Source organism: Pseudomonas sp. KBN12P06040 (assembly GCF_037574965.1).
Classification (GTDB): domain Bacteria; phylum Pseudomonadota; class Gammaproteobacteria; order Pseudomonadales; family Pseudomonadaceae; genus Pseudomonas; species Pseudomonas aeruginosa.
Window position 1 is genome coordinate 3,367,723 of the sequence record NZ_JBBELS010000001.1, and the last position, 18,211, is coordinate 3,385,933.

General features: G+C 68.8%; 18 protein-coding genes. 6 read left to right on the top strand and 12 right to left on the bottom strand.

Translation table 11 applies throughout. The features are described 5' to 3' along the window. Nucleotides 1-183 precede the first annotated feature (183 nt). The 4 genes from VQ067_RS15840 to VQ067_RS15855 form a co-directional block, all read right to left on the bottom strand. Nucleotides 184-1,608, bottom strand: a complete 1,425-nt coding sequence (locus VQ067_RS15840; protein ID WP_003088572.1) for a short-chain fatty acid transporter — start codon at nt 1,606-1,608, stop codon at nt 184-186. Between the two features lie 212 nt (nt 1,609-1,820). Beyond that, entirely contained in the window at nt 1,821-3,002 is a 1,182-nt protein-coding gene (locus VQ067_RS15845) for an acetyl-CoA C-acetyltransferase (protein WP_003121716.1), read from the bottom strand. Nucleotides 3,003-3,151: 149 nt separating this feature from the next. Then, entirely contained in the window at nt 3,152-3,808 is a 657-nt protein-coding gene (locus VQ067_RS15850; protein ID WP_003088567.1) for a CoA transferase subunit B, read from the bottom strand. Between the two features lie 34 nt (nt 3,809-3,842). Then, nucleotides 3,843-4,541: a CoA transferase subunit A gene (locus tag VQ067_RS15855; RefSeq protein ID WP_003088566.1), complete on the bottom strand. Its 699-nt coding sequence runs from the start codon at nt 4,539-4,541 to the stop codon at nt 3,843-3,845. Between the two features lie 131 nt (nt 4,542-4,672). Between VQ067_RS15855 and VQ067_RS15860 the strand changes: the two genes are divergently transcribed. The 6 genes from VQ067_RS15860 to VQ067_RS15885 all read left to right on the top strand — a co-directional run bounded on the left by VQ067_RS15860 (nt 4,673) and on the right by VQ067_RS15885 (nt 10,220). Then, entirely contained in the window at nt 4,673-5,593 is a 921-nt protein-coding gene (locus VQ067_RS15860; protein ID WP_003088564.1) for a LysR family transcriptional regulator, read from the top strand. Nucleotides 5,594-5,660: 67 nt separating this feature from the next. After that, nucleotides 5,661-7,616 carry an acetoacetate--CoA ligase gene (locus tag VQ067_RS15865; RefSeq protein ID WP_033991036.1) on the top strand — a complete coding sequence of 652 codons (1,956 nt, stop codon included), beginning with the start codon at nt 5,661-5,663 and terminating at the stop codon, nt 7,614-7,616. Nucleotides 7,617-7,673: 57 nt separating this feature from the next. Continuing rightward, nucleotides 7,674-7,952 (top strand): peptidylprolyl isomerase, encoded by a 279-nt coding sequence (locus VQ067_RS15870; protein ID WP_003088559.1) that lies wholly within the window; start codon nt 7,674-7,676, stop codon nt 7,950-7,952. Between the two features lie 18 nt (nt 7,953-7,970). Further along, the gene (locus tag VQ067_RS15875; RefSeq protein ID WP_003111913.1) at nt 7,971-8,327 is read left to right on the top strand and encodes an MmcQ/YjbR family DNA-binding protein; all 357 of its coding nucleotides are present in this window, start codon (nt 7,971-7,973) and stop codon (nt 8,325-8,327) included. Continuing rightward, a complete protein-coding gene (locus VQ067_RS15880; protein WP_003132242.1) occupies nt 8,324-8,887 on the top strand; it encodes a putative glycolipid-binding domain-containing protein in 564 nt (187 codons plus the stop codon). The genes VQ067_RS15875 and VQ067_RS15880 overlap by 4 nt, the downstream gene beginning before the upstream one ends. A gap of 124 nt (nt 8,888-9,011) precedes the next feature. Beyond that, the gene (locus VQ067_RS15885; RefSeq protein ID WP_033991034.1) at nt 9,012-10,220 is read left to right on the top strand and encodes an MFS transporter; all 1,209 of its coding nucleotides are present in this window, start codon (nt 9,012-9,014) and stop codon (nt 10,218-10,220) included. 32 nt (nt 10,221-10,252) lie between these two features. Here VQ067_RS15885 and VQ067_RS15890 read toward each other — a convergent pair whose 3' ends face one another. The 8 genes from VQ067_RS15890 to pqqA all read right to left on the bottom strand — a co-directional run bounded on the left by VQ067_RS15890 (nt 10,253) and on the right by pqqA (nt 18,204). Next, nucleotides 10,253-11,947, bottom strand: coding sequence for a hybrid sensor histidine kinase/response regulator (locus VQ067_RS15890; RefSeq protein ID WP_023118446.1), 1,695 nt, complete (start codon nt 11,945-11,947; stop codon nt 10,253-10,255). Further along, the gene (gene ercA, locus VQ067_RS15895; RefSeq protein WP_003088548.1) at nt 11,931-13,094 is read right to left on the bottom strand and encodes an alcohol dehydrogenase-like regulatory protein ErcA; all 1,164 of its coding nucleotides are present in this window, start codon (nt 13,092-13,094) and stop codon (nt 11,931-11,933) included. Before ercA ends, VQ067_RS15890 begins: the two co-directional genes overlap by 17 nt. Nucleotides 13,095-13,180: 86 nt before the next feature. After that, nucleotides 13,181-15,007 carry an alpha/beta hydrolase family protein gene (locus VQ067_RS15900; protein WP_033991033.1) on the bottom strand — a complete coding sequence of 609 codons (1,827 nt, stop codon included), beginning with the start codon at nt 15,005-15,007 and terminating at the stop codon, nt 13,181-13,183. 4 nt (nt 15,008-15,011) lie between these two features. Beyond that, on the bottom strand, nt 15,012-16,157 hold the full coding sequence (gene pqqE, locus VQ067_RS15905) for a pyrroloquinoline quinone biosynthesis protein PqqE (RefSeq protein WP_003119136.1): 1,146 nt from the start codon (nt 16,155-16,157) through the stop codon (nt 15,012-15,014). Beyond that, nucleotides 16,129-16,407, bottom strand: coding sequence for a pyrroloquinoline quinone biosynthesis peptide chaperone PqqD (gene pqqD / locus VQ067_RS15910; protein WP_003111678.1), 279 nt, complete (start codon nt 16,405-16,407; stop codon nt 16,129-16,131). Before pqqD ends, pqqE begins: the two co-directional genes overlap by 29 nt. Then, entirely contained in the window at nt 16,404-17,156 is a 753-nt protein-coding gene (gene pqqC / locus VQ067_RS15915; RefSeq protein WP_003111679.1) for a pyrroloquinoline-quinone synthase PqqC, read from the bottom strand. The genes pqqD and pqqC overlap by 4 nt, the downstream gene beginning before the upstream one ends. Nucleotides 17,157-17,165: 9 nt before the next feature. Further along, nucleotides 17,166-18,080: a pyrroloquinoline quinone biosynthesis protein PqqB gene (pqqB, locus tag VQ067_RS15920; protein ID WP_003113495.1), complete on the bottom strand. Its 915-nt coding sequence runs from the start codon at nt 18,078-18,080 to the stop codon at nt 17,166-17,168. Nucleotides 18,081-18,132: 52 nt separating this feature from the next. Beyond that, nucleotides 18,133-18,204 carry a pyrroloquinoline quinone precursor peptide PqqA gene (pqqA, locus tag VQ067_RS15925; RefSeq protein ID WP_003106462.1) on the bottom strand — a complete coding sequence of 24 codons (72 nt, stop codon included), beginning with the start codon at nt 18,202-18,204 and terminating at the stop codon, nt 18,133-18,135. Nucleotides 18,205-18,211 lie beyond the last annotated feature (7 nt).

Genomic DNA, 18,211 nt, shown 5'->3' on the forward strand with positions numbered 1-18,211 from the left:
GGCCAGCCTCTCCCCAGACCCTCTCCCTGAAGGGAGAGGGAACCATCCGGAGTTCGCCCGCCCCATTGCGTAGGGCGGATAACGCCACAGGCGTTATCCGCCGATACCTCGTTTCCCGGCGCGGCTGTCCTCTCCCCAACCTTCTCCCTGAAGGGAGAGGAAGTTATCGGGGGTGGCGATGCGCTACGGCATCACCGGCGGGATGTACGCCAGGGTGCTGCCCAGGGCCCAGAGCAGCACCAGCACCAGCGGGATGTGCACCAGCAACTGGACGAACGAGAAGCCGATCAGGTCGCGCGCCTTCAGCCCCAGCACGCCGAGCAACGGCAGCATGTAGAACGGATTGATCAGGTTCGGCAGCGCCTCGGCGGCGTTGTAGATCTGCACCGCCCAGCCGAGGTGGTATTGCAGCTCGTTGGCCACCTGCATCACGTACGGCGCCTCGATGATCCACTTGCCGCCGCCGGAGGGAATGAAGAAGCCCAGCACCGCCGAGTACACGCCCATCAGCAGCGCGTAGGTGTCGTGGGAGGCGATCTGTACGAAGAAGGTCGAGATATGGTGGGCCAGGGTCTCGCCGTCGCTGCCGTTGACCGTGGTCATGATCGCCGCGATCGAGCCGTACAGCGGGAACTGGATCAGTACCCCGGTGGTGGTCGGCACCGCGCGCGCCACCGCGTCGAGGAAGCTGCGCGGGCGCCAGTGCAGCAACGCGCCGAGCATCAGGAACAGCAGGTTATAGGTGTTCAACCCGGAGATCGCCAGGATCGCCGGCTTGGTCGAGAACTCGTGGACCAGCCAGCCGCCGGCCAGCAGTACCAGCAGGATGATCAGCAACGGGCTGTGCTCCAGCCACTCGCCGGGCCGGGTCGGCGCCAGCCTGGCCGGAGCGGTGAAGCTCACGTCGACCCCGCAATCCTTGGCGTCGCGGGCGCTGGCGGCGCTCGGCGCGGTCATGTAGGCGATCACCAGCGAGACCAGGATCAGCGCCAGCAGCATGACCCCGGACTGCCAGAGGAAGATGGTCTCGGTGAACGGGATCACCCCGGTGATCGCCAGGATCGACGGTGGCAGGCTGGCCGGGTTGGCCTGCAACTGCGCGGCCGACGACGACAGGCCCAGCGCCCACACCGCGCCCAGCCCGAGGTAGGCCGCGGCGCCGGCGGCGCGGTAGTCCATGCGCAGGTCGCTGCGGCGCGCCAGGGCGCGTACCAGCAGGCCGCCGAAGACCAGGCTGAGGCCCCAGTTGAGCAGCGAGGCGAGCATCGACACCAGCGCCACCCAGCAGACCGCCGAGCGGCCATTCTTCGGCACCCGCGCGAGCAGGTCGATGAGACGCGAGGCGGGGCCTGAACTGGCCACCACATAGCCGCCGATGACCACGAAGGCCATCTGCATGGTGAACGGGATCAGGCTCCAGAAACCGTCGCCGAAGGCTTTCGCCGTGGCGGTCGGTCCGGCGCCCATGGCCAGCGCGGCCAGGCTGACGATGAGGATGGCCAGGGCGGCGAACACCCAGGAGTCGGGAAACCAGCGCTCGGCCCAGTTCGAGCAACGCATGGCGAAGCGCGCGGAGCGGCTTTCTTGGATGGGAAGGATAGCGGTCATCGCGGATTCTCTCGGTTTTATTGTTATTCGGCGACTACGGGGCCGCCTGTGTGTGCTACGGCTCCCTGGGCACCCGGCCGTCCCGAGGGGCGGAACGGTACGGGGCCGGTCGGACGGTCAAGGCCGTCCGCCACTCTTTCCCTGGACACGAGCGCGCCATGCCCCCGCGAAAGGACATGGCGCGATCACGCCGCGAGCGGCAGGTCGATGGATCAGTCGCGGGCCAGGGTCAGGGCGACGCCCTGCCCGCCGCCGATGCACAGGGTGGCGAGGCCCTTCTTCGCGTCGCGACGGATCATCTCGTGCAGCAGGGTCACCAGCACCCGGCAGCCGGACGCGCCGATCGGGTGGCCAAGGGCGATGGCGCCGCCGTTGACGTTGACCCTGGCGGCATCCCAGCCCAGTTCCCGGCCCACCGCCAGGGACTGCGCGGCGAAGGCCTCGTTGGCCTCGATCAGGTCCAGTTGCTCCAGGCTCCAGCCGGCCTTGTCGAGCGCGCGACGGGTGGCGGAAACCGGGCCGATGCCCATGATCGCCGGGTCGACCCCGGCGCTGGCGTAGCTGGCGATCCGCGCCAGCACCGGCAGGCCCAGGGCCTTGGCCTTGGCCGCGCTCATCAGCAATACCGCGGCGGCGCCGTCGTTGAGGCTGGAGGCGTTGCCGGCGGTGACGCTGCCGTCCTTCCTGAAGGCCGGCTTGAGCTTGGCCAGGGCCTCGACGGTGGTGCCGGCGCGCGGCTGCTCGTCGGTGTCGAAGCTCAGCGGCTCGCCCTTGCGCTGCGGGACCTGGATCGGCGTGATCTCGTCGCGGAAGCGCCCGCCCTCGATGGCGGCGATGGCCTTCTGCTGCGAAGCGGCGGCGAAGGCGTCCTGCTCCTCGCGGGTCAGGCCGTACTTCTCCGCCAGGTTCTCGGCGGTGATGCCCATGTGGTAGTCGTTGAAGGCGTCCCACAGGCCGTCCTCGATCATGCTGTCGACCAGCTTCGCATGGCCCATGCGCAGGCCGGTGCGGGCGCCGGGCATGACGTAGGGCGCCAGGCTCATGTTCTCCTGGCCGCCGGCGACGATCACCTCGGCGTCGCCGCAGCGAATCGCCTGGGCGCCCAGGTGCAGGGCCTTGAGGCCGGAGCCGCAGACCTTGTTCAGGGTCATGGCCGGCACGCCGACCGGCAGGCCGGCCTTGATCGCCGCCTGGCGCGCCGGATTCTGCCCGGAACCGGCGGTGAGCACCTGGCCGAGGATCACTTCGTCGACCTGGCCGGCATCGAGACCGGTCTGTTCGAGCAGGCGGCGGATCACCGCGGCGCCCAGCTCGGGGGCGGGAATGCCGGCCAGCGAGCCCTGGAAGCTGCCGACGGCGGTACGGGTAGCGGCGACGATGACGACGTCTTGCATGGATGGTTCTCCTGGATTCGCCCGTGGCCGGGCCGAATCGCTGCGGGTGGACGTAGGCGGTGCGACAGCCTCCTATCCTACGCCCTCTGGAAAGGACGGTCCGCGCGGCCGGCGCCTTGCGTGGAGGCGCCGGCCGCGCGGGCCGCGATTCAGAAACTCATTTCCGGCACGTGCTCGGGGACGATCAGCTTGCCGGCGGTCTTCGCCACGATCTCCTCGACGCTGACCCCGGGGGCGCGCTCGCGGAGGATGAAAGCGCCGTCCTCGATCTCCAGGTAGGCCAGGTCGGTGAGCACCTTGCGAATGCAACCGCAACCGGTCAGCGGCAGGGTGCAGTACGGCAGCAGCTTGGACTCGCCGTCCTTGGAGGCGTGGGTCATGGTGACGATGATGTTCTCGGCGCCGGCCACCAGGTCCATGGCGCCGCCCATGCCCTTGACCAGCTTGCCGGGGATCATCCAGGAGGCGATGTTGCCGCGCACGTCCACCTCGAAAGCACCGAGCACGGTGAGGTCGACGTGGCCGCCACGGATCATGGCGAAGGACTGCGCCGAGTCGAAGATCGACGCGCCGACGCGGGCGGTCACGGTCTGCTTGCCGGCGTTGATCATGTCGGCGTCGACTTCCGCCTCGCTGGGGAACGCGCCCATGCCGAGCAGGCCGTTCTCCGACTGGAGCATGACGTCGATGCCCTCCGGCACGTAGTTGGCCACCAGGGTCGGGATGCCGATGCCGAGGTTGACGTAGTAGCCGTCCTTCAATTCGCGCGCCACGCGCTGCGCCATCTGTTCGCGGGTAAGTGCCATCTGGGGAAACCTCTTGTCGTTGTAGCGGCCGCCGTCAGGCGCGCAGCGTGCGTTTCTCGATGCGTTTCTCGAAGCGACCCTGGATGATCCGGTCGACGTAGATGCCGGGGGTGTGGATCTGCGTCGGGTCCAGTTCGCCGGGCTCGACGATCTCCTCCACCTCGACCACCGTGATGCGCCCGGCGGTGGCGACCAGCGGATTGAAGTTCTGCGCGGTGTGGCGATAGACGACGTTGCCGAAATGGTCGGCCTTCCAGCCCTTGACGATGGCGAAGTCGCCGGTGATGGCCGGCTCGAGGATGTAGTGGCGGCCATTGAACTCGCGCGCCTCCTTGCCCTCGGCGACCGGGGTGCCGTAGCCGGTGGCGGTGAAGAAGGCCGGGATGCCGGCGCCGCCGGCGCGGATCTTCTCGGCCAGCGAGCCTTGCGGGGTCAGTTCGACTTCCAGCTCGCCACTGAGCAGTTGTTGCTCGAACAGGGCGTTCTCGCCGACGTAGGAGGCGATCATCTTGCGGATCTGCCGGTCTTCCAGCAGCACGCCGAGGCCGAAACCGTCGACGCCGCAGTTGTTCGAGACCACCGTGAGGTCCCTGACCCCGCGCCGGCGGATTTCCGCGATCAGGTTCTCGGGAATCCCGCAGAGGCCGAAGCCCCCGGCGAGGACGGTCATGCCGTCGGTCAGGCCTTCGAGGGCCTCTTCGTAACTGCCTACTCGCTTGTCGAGTCCGCTCATGCTGCTGTGCCTCTTCCGGCTCTTGTGATTGTGCGTGCGGCAGTCTGACTGCCGGGTCGCACAGAGCTTCTCCGCTGCGGACTGATTTGTTAAGTTTGTTTTTCCAATCCATTGATGAGAAAAACAAATAAATGACCGTCAAGCAGTTGCGCGCCTTCCTCGCCGTGGCGCAGAGCCTCAGCTTCGCCCAGGCCGGCGAACGCCTGCACCTCTCCCAGCCGGCCCTGAGCCTGGCGATCAAGAGCCTGGAGGAAAGCCTCGGCGGTCCGCTGCTGGAACGTACCACCCGCAGCGTCAGCCTCACCCCCGAGGGCGAGACCCTGCTGCCGCTGGCGCTGCGCCTGCTGGCCGACTGGGACAATACCGAGGAATTGCTGCGCCAGCACTTCACCCTGCAACTGGGCAAGGTCTCCATCGCCGCCATGCCCTCCTTCGCCGGCAACCTGCTGCCGCTGGTCTTGAAGACCTTTCGCGAACGCCACCCGCGGGTCAACGTGGCGGTGCACGACGTGATCAACGAGCAGGTGCTGGAGATGGTCCGCAACCGACGCGTCGAGCTGGGCATCGCCTTCGAGCCGGAGTCCCTGGAAAACCTCGAGTTCACCCCGTTCTACAGCGACCGCTTCGTCGCCGTGGTGCCGACCGGCTCGCCGCTGTCCGGGCAGGAGCGGATCAGTTGGCGCGAACTGCTCGGCGAGCCCTTCATTACCCTGCAACGCCCCTCGGCGGTGCGCCTGCTCCTGGAAGAAAGCGTGGCCGCCGAGCACGGCCGCTTGCCGGTGGCGTTCGAGAGCCACCAACTGGTCACGGTCGGGCGGATGGTCGCCCAGGGACTCGGTGTCAGCGCCGTGCCGACCCTGTGCATCCAGCAGATGCAGGAACTCGGCGCGCGCTGCCTGCCGCTCTACGCGCCGCAGGTGCAGCGACGGGTCGGCCTGCTGCGGCTGAGCGAGCACAAGCTGTCCACCGCCGCCCAGGCTCTCAGCGACGTGCTGCTGCATGGCACCGACTGGCGCTCGCTGGCGCTGCCGCAGGACCAGTCCACGGAGTGAGGCAGGCAGCGGCGGGTCCGGTTATGCTTCCTGCATGTCCCGGAACAACAACAAGGACGGACACGCCATGCCCGCACCGCTCTGGAGCCCTTCCGCCGAACGCATCGCCGCCAGTCGCATGGAGGCCTTCCGGCGCTTCGTCAACCAGCGCCATGCCCTCGGTCTGGCCGACTACCCGGCGCTGCATGCCTGGAGCGTGGAGCGGCGCGAGGCGTTCTGGCAGGCCATCGTCGACTTCTTCGAGGTGCGCTTCCAGCAACCGCCGCGTGCGGTCCTCGAGGAAGGCACGCAGATGCCCTCGGCGCGCTGGTTTCCCGGCGCCACGCTGAATTTCGCCGAACACCTGCTGCGCCGCCGCGATGATGCCCCGGCGCTGATCGCGGTGAGCGAAGACGGTCGCCGCGAGGTGCTCAGCCACGCCGAACTGGCCCGTCACGTGGCGGGCCTGCAGAAGCGCCTCGCCGCCCTGGGCATAGGCCCCGGCGACCGGGTCGCCGCGCTGATGCCGAACACCTGGCAGACCGTGGTCGGCATGCTCGCCACCGCCAGCCTCGGCGCGACCTGGTCGAGCTGCTCGCCGGACTTCGGTACCCAGGGCGTGATCGACCGCTTCGGCCAGATCGAACCGCGCGTGCTGATCGCCTGTGCCGGCTACCGCTACGCCGGCAAGTCGCTGGACCTGACCGCCAAGCTCAACGAGGTGCTCGCCGGCCTGCCCGGCCTGGAGCAACTGCTGGTGGTGCCCTACGACCGTCCGCAGGCGCAGCCGCAGGACTACCGCTGCCAGGCGCAGGTCGCGCTGTGGGACGGGTTCTACCAGGCCGAGGGCGAGCCGGTCTTCACCCCGGTGCCCTTCGAGCAGCCGCTGTACATCCTCTATTCGTCGGGCACCACCGGAGTCCCCAAATGCATCGTCCATGCCACCGGCGGCGTGCTCCTGCAACATCTCAAGGAGCACGGCCTGCACACCGACCTGGGCGACGGCGACCGGCTGTTCTACTACACCACCTGCGGCTGGATGATGTGGAACTGGCTGGCCTCCGGCCTGGCGGTGGGCGCCAGCCTGGTGCTCTACGACGGCTCGCCGTTCCACCCCGGCCCCGAGCGCCTGCTGGACCTCGTCGACGCCGAGGACATCGCCGTGTTCGGCGCCAGCGCCAAGTACCTGGCGGCGCTCGAGAAGGCCGGCGTGCGCCCGCGCCACAGCCACCGCCTGGACAGCCTGAGGACACTGCTCTCCACCGGTTCGCCGCTGGCCCACGAAAGCTTCGACTACGTCTACCGCGAGCTGAAGAGCGACCTCTGCCTGTCGTCGATCTCCGGCGGCACCGACATCGTTTCCTGCTTCGCCATCGGCAACCCGGTGCTGCCGGTGTGGCGCGGCGAACTGCAATGCAAGGCGCTGGGCATGGCCGTGGAAATCTGGGACGACGACGGCCGCCGCCTCGCCAGCGGCAAGGGCGAGCTGGTCTGCACCCGGCATTTCCCGTCGATCCCGCTGGGCTTCTGGAACGACCCGGATGGCTCCAGGTTCCACGACGCCTACTTCGCCAGCTTTCCCGGCGTCTGGGCCCATGGCGACTACGCCGAGGAAACCGCCCACGGCGGGCTGGTCATCCACGGCCGCTCCGACGCGGTGCTCAATCCCGGCGGCGTGCGCATCGGCACCGCGGAAATCTACCGCCAGGTGGAAAAGGTCGAGGAAGTCCTCGAGTCCATCGCCATCGGCCAGGACTGGCAGGGCGATGTGCGTGTGCTGCTGTTCGTCCGCCTGCGCGACGGCGTGCGACTCGACGAGCCGCTGCGTGAACGCATCCGCCAGACCATCCGCGCCAACGCCACGCCGCGCCACGTACCGGCGAAGATCATCCAGGTCGCCGATATCCCGCGCACCCTGAGCGGCAAGATCGTCGAGCTTGCGGTGCGCAACGTGATCCACGGCCGCCCGGTGAAGAACACCGACGCCCTGGCCAACCCGCAGGCGCTGGAGCTTTATCGCGACCTCGCCGAACTGCGCGACTGAAGCCGCGGCGAGCCTGGGCTAGAATGCGCGTTCCGTCCTACCGCAAAAGGTAATCCCATGCCCGTCGCCATGGCCCGCCACATCCTAGTCAAGACCGAAGCCGAGGCCGCGCAACTGAAGCAGCGCCTGGCCAAGGGCGAGGACTTCGCCACACTGGCGAAGAAGCATTCGACCTGCCCGTCCGGCAAGCGCGGCGGCGACCTCGGCGAGGTGCGTCCGGGGCAGATGGTCAGGTCCATCGACAATGCCATCTTCAGGAAACCCGTGGGCGTGCTCCAGGGTCCGCTGAAGAGCCAGTTCGGCTACCATCTCCTGGAAGTGTATTTCCGCGACTGAACCGCCACCGGAGCGTCCATGACCGCCGACCAGATCGCCGCCTTCTGCCTGCAACTGCCCGGCGCCCGGGAAGACCTCAAGTGGGGTTCGAACCGGGTGTTCTCGGTGGCCGGCAACAAGATGTTCGCCATCCTCGACTTCGTCGACAAGGACGGCGGCCTGGCCTTCAAGGTCGGCAGCGAGCTGTTCCTCGGCTATGTCGACCGCCCCGGCATCCGTCCGGCGCCCTACCTGGCGCGCGCGCACTGGATCGTCATGGCCCGCCCCTACCCGATGAAGGCGGCGGAGTTGCGCGAGGCCCTGGTCCGTTCCCATCAACTGGTGGTGGCGCGCCTGCCCAAGCGCCAGCGCCTCGGCCTGGTACTCGACGCATGAGTCGCGACCGTCTGTACACCTGGGCCGGCCTGTGGCGCTCGCCGTCGTCCAGCTGGGAGGCCCTGCGCCTGGAGGACGACCAGGCGGAAAGCCAGTTGCGCGCGCCGGACGAACGCAGCGGCCTGCCCTACCAATTGGACTACCGGCTGCGCTGGGACGCCGACTGGCATCTGCGTGAGGCGGTGTTCCACGTCGAAAGCGAAACCGGGGTGCGCAAGCTGCACCTGCTCGCCGATGGCCGCGGCCACTGGCAGGACGGCGACGGCGAAGCGCTACCGGCGTTCGACGGTTGCCTGGACATCGATCTCTGGCCAAGCCCCTTCACCAACACCTTCCCGATCCGCCGCCTGGGCCTGGCCGATGGCCAGCGCGCGGAAATCCGCGCGCTCTACATCGAGGCCCCGGCCCTGGAGCCGCGTAGCATGCGCCAGGCCTACACCCGCCTGGACGCCAGCCACTACCTCTACGAGAACCTCGAAGGCAGCGCGTTCAAAGCGGTACTGCTGGTGGACGAACAGGGCCTGGTGATCGATTACCCGGGTCTCTTCCAGCGTCTCTGAACGCGCTAGCGCCGGGCACCGCGCGTCGCCGATAGCCCGGCGAATCCGTTAGCCTGCTTTCATTCGTCATCCGCAACGGTCATCATGGCGGACCGCGACAACCCACTGCGACCGCGTTTCCCACATGTCCGTCGATATCCGCCCCACCCCGCCGGCGCAGGACAGCGCCCGGCAAAACGTCACCCTGCAGATCGTCTCGGTGGTGATGTTCACCTTCATCGGCTACCTGACCATCGGCATCCCGCTGGCGGTGCTGCCCGGCTACGTGCACGACGACCTCGGCTACGGCTCGGTGCTGGCCGGCCTGGTGATCAGCCTGCAGTACCTCGCCACCCTGCTCGCCCGGCCCTACGCCGGGCGCGTCATCGACGGCCTCGGGCCGAAGCGCGCGGTGCTCTACGGCATGGCCGGCAGCGCCGCGAGCGGGCTGTTCATGCTGCTCTCGGTGGCGATCCAGGGCTGGCCGGCGCTGAGCCTGGCCAGCCTGCTGGTCGGCCGCCTGGTACTCGGCGCGGCGGAAAGCCTGGTCGGCTCGGCGGCGATCGGCTGGGGCATCGGCCGGGTCGGCGCGCCGCACACCGCCAAGGTGATTTCCTGGAACGGCATCGCCAGCTACGGTGCCATCGCCCTCGGGGCGCCGCTAGGGGTGCTGCTGGTGCAGTGGCTGGGGCTGTGGAGCATGGGCGCGTCCATCGTCCTGCTCGGGGCACTCGGCTTCGCCCTGGCCTGGCCGAAGTTGCCGGCGCCGCTGGTGCACGGCGAGCGACTGCCGTTCCACCATGTGCTCGGCCGGGTCACCCCGCACGGCATGGGCCTGGCGCTGGGGGCGATCGGCTTCGGCACCATCGCCACCTTCATCACCCTCTACTACGCCAGCCGTGGCTGGGCCAACGCAGTGCTCTGCCTGAGTGCCTTCGGCGGTTGCTTCATCGGCGCCCGGCTGTTGTTCGCCAATAGCATCAACCGGCTCGGCGGCTTCCGCGTGGCGTTCATCTGCCTCGGCGTCGAAAGCCTCGGCCTGCTGTTGCTGTGGAGCGCGCCGAATCCCTGGGTCGGCCTGGCCGGCGCGGCCCTCACCGGCTTCGGCTTCTCCCTGGTGTTCCCGGCGTTCGGCGTGGAAGCGGTGAACCTGGTACCGGCTTCCAACCGTGGCGCGGCGCTGGGCGCCTACTCGCTGTTCGTCGACCTGTCGCTGGGCATCACCGGGCCGCTGGTGGGCTTCGTCGCCAACCTGTTCGGCTTCCGCTCGATGTTCCTCTTCGCCTGCCTGGCCTCGCTCGGCGGGCTGGCCCTGGCCGTCGCACTGCACCGGCGCAGCCGCCGGCCCGGCTAGGGCGTGCACCGTCCCAGGCGGCGGTACGCGTTCTAGAGCTCGCCGAGCAAGGCGCTCAGGGCCGCGCGCAGCTTGCCGGGCTTCAGCGGCTTGTTGAGCAGCGGCACGCCCAGGCGGACCAGCGCGCGGCGGCAATCGTCGCTGCGGTCGGCGGTGATCATCACCGCGGCGATCTCCGCGCCGTAGTCCTCGCGCAAGGCGCCCAGCAACTGGCAACCGGTAGCGCCGTGGTCCAGGTGGTAGTCGACCAGGATCGCATCCGGCGCGCGGCCATCGAGCGCCTTGCGCGCGCCTTCCAGGTCGGTGGCGGTAAGCACCTCGCAGCCCCACTGGCCGAGCAGCGCGGACATGCTGAAGAGAATCTCGGTCTCGTTGTCCACCACCAGCAGCCGCCGTCCCGGCAGCGGATCACCAGCCGAAACCCGCGCAATCGCCTCGCCGGGTGCTGGCCGCGCCGGCTTGCGGACCAGCGGCACCTCGATGGCGAACAGCGAGCCTCGGCCTGGAGTCGAATGCACCTCGATGCGGTAGCCGAGGATGCCGGCGATACGGTCGACGATGGCCAGCCCGAGTCCGACGCCACGGCGCTCGGAAGCGCGCCCGGCGTCCAGTTGGTTGAACTCGAGGAAGATCGCCTGCAACTGGTCGGCGGGGATGCCCCGGCCAGTGTCCCACACCTCCAGGCGTACCTTGCCGCCACGCCGGCGCGCCCCCAGCAGCACGCTGCCGCGCTCGGTGTAGCGGCAGGCGTTGCTGAGCAAGTTGCGCAGGATCCGCGACAGCAGGCGCGCGTCGGTGCGCACTGCCAGTCGCGGGATCCGCGCACGCAGGGCCAGGCCGGCGGCACGCGCGACTTCCTCGAACTCCGAGGCCAGCGGAGCGAGCAGTTCGTCGAGGGAATAGTCGTCCAGGTCCGGACGGATCGCACTCTGGTCGAGCCGGGCGATTTCCAGCAGGTCGGTGAGCAAGGTCTCGGCGCCTTCCAGGGCCAGGTGGGTGCGCTCCACCAGTTGCAGTTCGGCGGCCGGCAGGCCCCGCTCACGCAGGGTATCGACCAGCAGCCGCGCCGCGTTGAGCGGTTGCAGCAGGTCGTGGCTGGCGGCGGCGAGGTACTTGTCCTTGCTGTGGTTGGCGGCTTCGGCGGCGTCGCGCGCCTGGCGCAACTGGCGGTTGAGTTCTTCCAGCTCGTGGGTGCGCTCGGCTACCCGCCGCTCCAGTTCCTCGTTCATGGTCTGCAGGCGCTGCTGGGCCTGGACCCGTTCGGTGATGTCGGCGACGAAACCTTCGACCAATTCTTCCTCGTCGTGCCTGAGCAGCAGGTTCATCAATACCTCGATGTGACTGCCGTCCCTGCGCCAGAGGCGCGTCTCGTAGCCGAACAGGCCGCCGCGCTCGCGCAGCAGCGCGCGGATCCGTCGCATCTCGGCCTCGCCGCCGACGAACAGTTGCCCGGCCATGTCCTCCAGCGACCAGAGCACCTGTTGCGGATCGTCGTAGCCGAGCATCTGCGCCAGCGCCGGATTGGCGGCGCGCAGCCCCTGGCCGAGGCTGGCCTGGAAGATGCCGTGCACCGCGTGCTCGAACAGCCATTTGTAGCGGTTGCGCTCGGCCTCCAGCTCCTCCAGGCGCGCCAGCAGCTCCGGGTAGTGGCTCTTGCGCGCGGAGTGGCTGCCCAGGCCGAGTAACCCGGCCAGGGCCTCCTGCTGCTGCTCAGAGGGCCTCGCCATAGACCACCTCGACATCGCGCTGGCTCGACTCGCGCGGGTTGGTAAGGATGCACGGGTCCTGCATCGCGTGGCGCGAGAGGAAGGGAATGTCGGAGCTGCCGACCCCGTGCAGGGCGAGGCTCTCGTGGAAACCCACGGCGTGCTTGAAGGCGATCAGGTGGTCCACCAGGCGCTGGCGGACCTGCCCCTGGGTCAGACCGCGGCAATCGATGCCGAAGGTCTCGGCGATCACCTTGAAGCGTTCCGGCGCGGCGCTGTAGTTGAACGCCACCACGTGTTCGACCAGCGCCGCGTTGCACAGGCCGTGGGGCAGGTCGAGATAGCCGCCGAGGCTGTGCGACATGGCATGCACCGCGCCGAGGATGGCGTTGGAGAAGGCCAGCCCGGCCTGCATGCTCCCGAGCATGATCTTCTCGCGCAGGGCGATGTCGCCGGGGTTGGCGATCATCTGTACCAGATTGCCATCGATCAGGCGCATCGCTTCCAGCGCGTGGGGATCGGTCAGCGGCCCGTGGCCGGTGGAGACGAACGCCTCGATGGCGTGTACCAGTGCATCGATGCCGGTACAGGCGGAAAGGAAGGGATCCATGGTCAACGTGGTTTCCGGGTCGATCAGCGAGACGTCAGGCACAACCGCCTTGCTCACCACGGAGAACTTCATGCGCTCGTCCTGGTTGGAAATGATCACGAACTGCGAGACGTCCGCCGAAGTCCCGGCGGTGGTCGGGATCAGGATCAGCGGCGGACTCGGCACCCGCAGCCGGTCGACGCCTTCGAACTCGAGGATGCTGCGGCCATGGGCGGCGACGATGCCGATGCCCTTGGCGCAATCCATCGGGCTGCCGCCGCCCACCGCGACGATCACGTTGCAGCCCTCGCTGCGATAGAACTCGGCGCCGAGCATCACCTCGTCGACCCGGGGGTTGGGCGAAACGTCGGTATACAGGCAGTAGTCGATGCCCTGTCCCTCCAGGCTTGCCTGGATGTCGGCGACCCAGCCGGCGGCGAGCACGCCGGGGTCGGAGACCAGCAGGACCTTGCGCGCACCGAAGGTCTTCACGTAGTTGGCGACGCTGTGCCGGCAGCCGGCGCCGAAGATGATCTCGGGCGAGACGAATTTACGCAGTTGGCTGAGGTCGTGGCTCATCTGACAGACCATTCTTATTGTTATCGGACATTGCCGGCAGCCTACTGCATTCGTCGGTTATTGCAATGCGACCTTGGCGGGTCCTTTCAATCCTCCAGCAAGCCCAGGTAGAAGCGCCATTCCGCCAGCAGCGCATGGGCGCGATTGGCCGGCTGGCGGAAACCGTGGCGTTCCTGCGGATAGCGGTGGCACTCCACGCGCACGCCGCTACGCCGCAGGCCGGCGACCATCGCCTCGGTCTGCTCCGGCACCACCACCGCGTCGAGCCCGCCCTGGAAGAACACCACCGGCGCGCGGATGCGCCCGACCTGCAGCACCGGACTGCGCGCCAGGTAGCGACGGCGCTGGCGCTGCGGGTCGCCGATCAGCCAGTCGAGGTAGTCGCCCTCGAACTTGTGGGTGCAACGCGCCAGTGCCAACGGATCGCTGACCCCATAGAGACTGGCGCCGCCGCGCAGGCCATCGAGGCAAGCCAGGGCGCGCAGCGCGCTGTAGCCTCCGGCGCTGGCGCCACGGACGAAGACCCGGGCGCGGTCGATCCATCCCTCCGCGTCCAGCTGCGCCAGCGCGGCCTCGATATCGCGCAACTCCAGGCGCCCCCACTGGCCGCGCAAGCGCTGCCGATAGGCGCGGCCGTAGCCGCTGCTGCCCCGGTAGTTCAGCGCCGCCACGGCGAAACCGCGCTGGGTCCAGAATTGCAGGCCGGCATCGAACGCCGGCGAATGCATCGAGGTCGGTCCGCCATGCAGCCACACCAGCAGCGGCGCTGGTCGTCGGGGATCGACGCGGCGGCGGGCATTGCGCGGCGGATAGAAGAAACCGTGGCCGTTTTCGCCGTTGCCCAGCCCATAGACGAAGGCCTGCGGATGCGACAGGTCATCCTCCGCCAGCGGTCGCTCGCCGCCACGCAGCACCTCGACGCGCAGGTCGTCGCGGTGGATCGCCAGCAGCGCCGGCAGGCGTCCGGCCGCCGCCGCGATGCAGTAGAACGCCCGGGCATCCGCGGCCAGTCCGGCGAACCGGTTCCAGTCCGCGGCCAGGCGCCGCTCGCTGCCGTCCGCTTCGCGCAGGAAGAGTTGCCCGCCGCCGGCCTCGACGCGACTGAGCAGCAGCCTTCCCTCTCCCAGCGGCAGGTAGCTGCAAGCGCCCAGTTGCCAGGGCGCGCCAGCGTGGTCGGCATCGGCGAAGCGACCGGCCAACGCGACCTCGGCGCAGGGACGCCACCAGCCGTCGCGGTCGCTCAGCCAGTGAAGGCGGCCGGCGGGATCGAAGCGTGGTTGCTGGATCGACTCGCCGCCTCCGGCTCCGGCCAGGCAGCGCGTACGCCCATTCTCCGCCAGGCCCAGGCGGGTCTCGGTCCAGGGCTGGTGCGGACGGTCCCATTCGATCCAGGCCAGCCGCCGCCCCTGGCCGGCGGCACGCGGCGCGGCGTAGAAATCGGCGCCCTCGACCAGCACCCGGCGCGCGCCATCGGCGTCCAGGCGCACGATGCGATGCACGACCCCGGCCGGCCCATGGCTCTCCTCCACCGCCAGCAGGGCATCCCAGGCATCGACGTAGGCCAGGTCGCCGTAGCGACACTGCGCCCCGCCGCCCAGCACTTGGGCTGCGCGGCCCGCTCGCCAGCGGCGTACCTGCTGGTCGGTTTCGTCGACCCAGGCCAGCCCGTCGAGCGTCACGCAGCAGGCGCCGCCGCCGTACTCGTAGACCCGGCTGCGCACCGAGCCGTCCGGCGCGGTGGGCTCCTCCAGCACGCCGTCGCGCCACAGGTACAGGCGCGAGCGCGCGCTGGCCGGATCGAATTCCACCCAGGCCAGCCCGCCATGGGCCGCCTTCAGCTCGCTGAAATCGCGCCCGGCGGCTACCGCGCGCTCGGCGCTCCAGTCGCTCGGCCAGTCGCCGTAGTCGACCATTGCCTCAGGCCTTGCAGATCAGGCGTGACGCGCGCTGGTTGCGCCAGGTCAGCGCGTCCAGGCCAAGCGGCGCCTCCTCGGCCTGGCGACGGGCCGCGAGGATCAGGTCGTGCCGTGCCGACTTGGCGCAGACCGGGTCGGTGGCGTCGGCATCGCCGGTGAGGAGGAACGCCTGGCAGCGGCAGCCGCCGTGGTCCCTCTCCTTCTCCTCGCAGGAACGGCAGGGTTCGGGCATCCAGGCGTCGCCGCGGTAACGGTTGAAGCCGAACGATTCGTACCAGATGTGGCGCAGGCTGTGCTCGCGCACGTTGGGAAACTGCACCGGCAATTGCCGCGCGCTGTGACACGGCAGCGCGGTGCCGTCGGGGGTGATGTCGAGGAATACGCTGGCCCAGCCGCCCATGCAGGCCTTCGGCCGTTCCTCGTAGTAGTCGGGGGTGACGAAGATCAGCTTGCACGGATTGCCTTCGGCGGCCAGCCGCTGGCGGTATTCGGCGGTGATCCGCTCGGCGCGCTCCAGTTGGGCGCGGGTCGGCAGCAGCCCGGCACGGTTCAGCGCGGCCCAGCCGTAGAACTGGCAAGTGGCGAGTTCGACGTAATCGGCTTCCAGCTCGATGCACAGCTGGATGATCCGCTCGATGTTGTCGATGTTGTGCCGGTGGGTGACGAAGTTGAGCACCATCGGATAGCCGTGCGCCTTCACCGCGCGGGCCATCGCCAGTTTCTGGGCGAAGGCCTTGCGTGAGCCGGCGAGCAGGTTGTTCACTTCTTCGTCAGCGGCCTGGAAGCTGATCTGCACGTGGTCCAGCCCGGCCTCGGCGAAGCGCGCCAGGCGTGCCTCGTCGAGGCCGATGCCGGAGGTGATCAGGTTGGTGTAGAAGCCCAGGCCGCGCCCTGCCTCGATCAGTTCGGCGAGGTCCTGGCGCAGCAGCGGCTCGCCGCCGGAGAAACCGAGCTGTGCGGCGCCCAGCTCGCGAGCCTGGCGGAACACCTCGATCCATTCCGCGGTACTCAGCTCGGCGCCCTCGCGGGCGAATTCCAGCGGGTTCGAGCAGTACGGGCACTGCAACGGACAGCGATAGGTCAGCTCGGCCAGCAGCCAGAGCGGCGGCCCCACGCTTTCACTGCAGCTCGATCCAGAATTGCGCATGGGCCACCTCGAGGAACGCCAGGATGTCTTCGTCTATGCCGGGGACTTCGGGGAAACGCTCGCGCAGCGCCGCGACGATGGCCGCCACGTCGCGGCGGCCATCGACCAGCTTGAGGATTTCCCCGGCGCTGTCGTTGAGCTTGACCATGCCTTCGGGGTAGAGCAGCACATGGCAGTCCTGGGCCGGTTCGAACTGGAAGCGGAAGCCCCGGCGCAGCGTCGGCACGCTGTCGAGCGACGGCAGGCTCATGATGCCAGACCCCGATGCCAGACCCGCTCGCGGGTCACCGTATGGTACGGCGGGCGTTCGAGTTCGTAGGCCATGCTCATCGCGTCGAGCATGCTCCACAACACGTCCAGCTTGAATTGCAGGATATCCAGCATGCGTTCCTGTGCCTCGCGGGTCCGATAGTGCTCCAGGGTGATCCGCAGGCCGTGCTCGACGTCGCGCCGGGCCTGGGCCAGGCGACTGCGGAAATACTCGTAGCCGGCCGCCTCGATCCACGGATAGTGGCGCGGCCAACTGTCCAGCCGCGACTGGTGGATCTGCGGGGCGAAGAGTTCGGTCAGCGAACTGCTCGCCGCCTCCTGCCAACTGGCGCGACGGGCGAAGTTGACGTAGGCGTCGACGGCGAAGCGCACGCCGGGCAGCACCCGCTCCTCGGACAGCACCTGCTCGCGCTCCAGGCCCACCGCTTCCGCCAGACGCAGCCAGGCCTCGATGCCGCCCGCCTCGCCGGGGGCGCCGTCGTGGTCGAGGATACGCTGGATCCACTCGCGGCGGACCTCGCGGTCGGGACAGTTGGCCAGGATCGCCGCGTCCTTCAGCGGGATGTTGACCTGGTAGTAGAAACGGTTCGCCACCCAGCCCTGGATCTGTTCGCGACTGGCACGGCCCTCGTACATCGCGACATGGAACGGATGGTGGATATGGTAGTAGCGTCCCTTGTCGCGCAGCGCCCGTTCGAATTCGGCGCGATCCATGGCGGCACGGCTCATGTTGGCCCCCTACAGCTGGATGTGCATGCCATCCCAGGCCACTTCGATGCCACTGGCATCCAGCTCGGCGCGTTCGGCCGAAGCGGTGTCGAGGATGGGATTGGTGTTGTTGATGTGGATGAGTACCTTGCGCGCGGCCGGCACCTTCGCCAGCACCTCGAGCATGCCGCCCGGCCCGCTCTGCGCCAGGTGCCCCATCTGCCGGCCGAGCTTGTCACCGACCTCGCAGACCAGCATCTCGTCGTCGCGCCAGAGCGTACCGTCCACCAGCAGGCAGTCGGCGCGGCGCATCCATTCGAGCAGCGCCTCGTCCACCTCGCCGAGGCCCGGTGCATAGAACAGCGCACCGGCGCTATCGAGGTCCTCGACGAACAGGCCGATGTTGTCGCCCGGATGCGGATCGCCGCGATGCGGGGAATACGGCGGCGCGCTACTGCGCAGGGGGATCGCAGTGAAGCGCAGGCGCGGACAGGCCGGGATGGCGAAAGGCTCGCCATCGAGGGCGATCGGCCGGTGGCGCAGGCCGCCGTTCCAGTGGGAAAGCATGGGGAACAGCGGGAAGCCTTCGCTGAGGTCCTGGTGGACCATCTGCGTGCACCAGACTTCGTGCGGGCAGCCTTCGCGCAGGCTGAGCAGGCCGGTGGTGTGGTCGATCTGGCTGTCGAGCAGGACGATCGCGCCGATCGCCGTATCGCGCGGCCGACGCGCCGGCTGGAGGGCCGGGAAGGCGGCGATCTGGGCACGGATGTCGGGCGAGGCGTTGCAGAGGATCCAGCGCTCGCCGTCGTCGGACAGGGCGATGGAGGATTGCGTGCGTGGCTGGGCCGCTACGCTGCCGTCGCGGACCCCACGACAGTTGCGGCAGTTGCAGTTCCACTGGGGGAAGCCGCCGCCGGCGGCCGAACCGAGAATACGGATGTGCATGGGTCTGCCCCGCGGGCTGGAGGGAGGCCCCGGAAGACCGGGGCCGAACGGATCAGCGGTTGGCGAAGTAGAGGGTCACTTCGAAACCGAGACGCAGGTCGGTGAAGCTGGGCTTGGTCCACATGGGGTCG